4 protein-coding genes are annotated in these 2968 nt (G+C 68.3%); all 4 read right to left on the reverse strand.

What is annotated here, in order from left to right:
• Nucleotides 1-255: hypothetical protein (locus tag EN781_RS34930; protein WP_210213511.1), on the reverse strand; the 255-nt coding region annotated here is incomplete at its 3' end.
• A gap of 144 nt (nt 256-399) precedes the next feature.
• Nucleotides 400-1374, reverse strand: a complete 975-nt coding sequence (locus EN781_RS29745; RefSeq protein WP_126057553.1) for an energy transducer TonB — start codon at nt 1372-1374, stop codon at nt 400-402.
• The gene (gene exbD, locus EN781_RS29750; RefSeq protein WP_126057552.1) at nt 1371-1871 is read right to left on the reverse strand and encodes a TonB system transport protein ExbD; all 501 of its coding nucleotides are present in this window, start codon (nt 1869-1871) and stop codon (nt 1371-1373) included. The genes EN781_RS29745 and exbD overlap by 4 nt, the downstream gene beginning before the upstream one ends.
• 6 nt (nt 1872-1877) lie before the next feature.
• Nucleotides 1878-2822 carry a tonB-system energizer ExbB gene (gene exbB, locus EN781_RS29755; RefSeq protein ID WP_127400608.1) on the reverse strand — a complete coding sequence of 315 codons (945 nt, stop codon included), beginning with the start codon at nt 2820-2822 and terminating at the stop codon, nt 1878-1880.
• Between the last annotated feature and the right edge of the window lie 146 nt (nt 2823-2968).

The raw sequence follows: 2968 nt of genomic DNA on the forward strand, positions 1-2968 counted from the left end.
ACATTTGCCTACGAATGATTTGGTTCGTTTCGCCTGCTCGGTTGCCGTTTCGGCATAGGCGAAACGAACCAAATCATTCGTAGGCAAATGTTTCCCGGTCGATGATTTCGGCAACAGCCCGCCGTTTTCCGTGCCATCCCCGCGAAACAGACCCGACGCATCTATCCCCGTTCCGACAGCGCGCAGCAGCCGTCCCAACGGAGGAAGCGCAATGTCAGTGCTTCCAATCCTTGTCCATTTTGGCCGCGCGATCATCGATGCGCACAACAATGCCAAAGGTCAGAAACCTGACGGAGACCCTGCCGCCCCGTGCGCACCCCGAGGCCGCCAAGGAAGGTCCCGGCAAGCATGAGAGCCAAGGGCGACACGACACGTCGCCACGATGACATCGTTTGCCATCTAATCCCGCAAACTGAAGACAAAAGGCGCGGTGCGGGTGACGCGGGCGCCGAGTTCGGATGGCGGCGCCGGCACCGAGGCGCCCTGCAAGGCGCCGAGTGCCGCGCGGTCGAGGTCGGCGTCACCGGAGGACCGCGCCAGCCGGGCCGAGACCACCCGGCCGGAAGAATCGACCGTGAAGGTCACGTTTGGGCTGCCTTCGGCCCGCCGCGACCGTGCCGCGCTCGGATAGCGCGTATGCCGCCTGATCCAAGCCGCCAGGCTGGAATTCCAGCGCGCCGGGCTGGCGCTGGAACGCGATGCTCCCTCGGCGGATTTTGGCGCCGCCGCGCGCGCGGCCGGCCTGGCGTCGGCGCTGGCCGCCATGGCGGTCTTGGCCGGCGCCGGCTTTTCCTTCTTCGGCCGTTGCTTCGGCTTGTCGACGGGCTTCTTCGCCTTGGCCTCGACCGGTTTCATGACCTTGGATTCCGCCGGCGCATCGACCGGTTTCGGCTGCGGCAAGGGAATGACGACGTCCGGTGCCACCGTCTCGACGACGTCCGGAACCACTTCGTCGAGCGGCTGTTGAGCGCTCAGCGCGGCGACCGTCGGCGCCGCCGGTTCGGCCGCGTCGGCCTCTGCCGGCTGTTCGACGGTCGGTTCCGCTACTTCGGTGACCTGCTCAGGCGCCGGCTCGGTTGCCGGCTTCACTGGCGCCGCCCTCTCCGTCTCCTCGACCGGCTCGGCTTGATCGGGCGTCACTGTGTCCGGCACCAGCGCCTCTTCCTGTTCTGCGGGCGCGAGCGGCGACATCTCGATCGCAAGCGCCGGCGGCGGTCCGCCAGAGATGTCGGCAGGACTGAAGTTCTGCACTGCATAGGCGACCGCCACATGCGCGACCAGGATCAAGGCGGCGGCAGCCGCCCACAGGCCGGTCTCGCTCGCGCCGAACCGCGGCTGACCGACCCCGGACAAGGCGGCCGTCGCGCCCGTCATGGTGCCGTGCCGCCGCTCGGGGCTGTCGGCTGGCCTCCAGATGGCTGGCTTCCGCCTGGCTCTGGCGCATCGGCCGAAGGCAGCGTCTCCAGGCCGACCAGCGCGATCTTGAGATAGCCGGCGGCACGCAGCAGGTTCATCACCTCCATCAGCTCGCCATAGCCAACCGACTTGTCGGCGCGCAGGAAGATGCGCGTCTGCTTGTCGCCCTTGGTGCGACCGTCGAGCATGGCGGCGAACATGGCGCGCGGCACGCTGTCATTGCCGACGGCGAGCGTAAGATCGCCTTTCAGCGTCAGGAACAGCGGCGTCTCGGGGCGCGGCGCCGGCGTCGCCGTCGAGCCCGGCAGGTCGACATTGACATCGACGGTGGCGAGCGGTGCCGCGACCATGAAGATGATCAAAAGCACCAGGATGACGTCGATGAACGGGGTGACGTTGATCTCGTGGCTTTCCTCGAGATCGTCGCCGGCCGTTTCGCGAATCCGCGCCGCCATGACCGCTCACTCCGCCGCGATGGCGCCTGCCGGCGGCACGGTGCGGAAATCGAGGTCGCGGCTGACCAGCCGTTCGACGCCAGCGGCGGCATCGGCGAGGATCTGCCTGTAGCCGGCTATGGAGCGGGCAAAGCCGTTGTAGATGACCACCGCCGGGATCGCCGCCACCAGGCCCATGGCGGTGGCGAGCAGCGCTTCGGCGATGCCGGGCGCCACGACCGCCAGATTGGTGGTCTGCGCCTGCGAGATGCCGATGAAGGCGTTCATGATGCCCCACACCGTGCCGAACAGGCCGACGAAAGGCGCGGTCGAGCCGATGGTCGCGAGCAGGCCGGTGCCGCGCGACATGCGCCGCGCCGCAGCTGCCTCGATGCGCGACAGCCGCGAGGTAACGCGCTCCTTCAGGCCATCGCCGGTGACGTGGTCGAGCGCGCCGGCAGAAAGCGCGGCCTCTTCCTCTGCGGCGCGCACCAGAAGCGCGCCGGGGCCATTGTTGTGGCCGAGCGCGCGCCCGGCCTGCATCAGCGTCGCGGCATTGCCGATCGCCTGCGCGGCGCGGCGCGCCCTGAGCTTGCCGGCGAGGATCTCCAGCGACTTGGCCAGCCAGATCGTCCAGGTGACCAGCGAGGCGAAGGCGAGGCCGATCATCACCGTCTTGACGATGATGTCGGCGGCTATGAACATGCCCCAGGGCGACAAATCGTGCGGCAGCGTCAGCGCAATCGCCGTCGACGGTGCCGGAGCCGGCCTAACGCCCGGTTGCGGTGCAGCGGGAGCAGCAATGGCCGGAGCGGTTGTGGCGGGTGCGGCCGGCACTTGGGTGGCAGGAGCTTGCGCCACCGGCGCTTGTGCGGCCGGAGCTGGCGTCGCCGGTTGCTCCTGTGCGGCGACAGCGCCGGCCGCCAGGATCAACGATGCGGCCAGCGCCGCGAAAAGGCCATGTCTGGACACGCTTCGTCCTCGCTTCATCATTGCACGTAACCGATGGGCTGGCCGGTGACGGGGTGCGAAAACACCCCCATCTCGACGCCAAAAATGCCCTTGAGCATGTCGCCCCGCATGATCTCGGCGGGCGTGCCGCGCGTCAGCAGCCTGCC

The organism is Mesorhizobium sp. M4A.F.Ca.ET.090.04.2.1, from assembly GCF_003999085.1.
Lineage (GTDB): Bacteria > Pseudomonadota > Alphaproteobacteria > Rhizobiales > Rhizobiaceae > Mesorhizobium.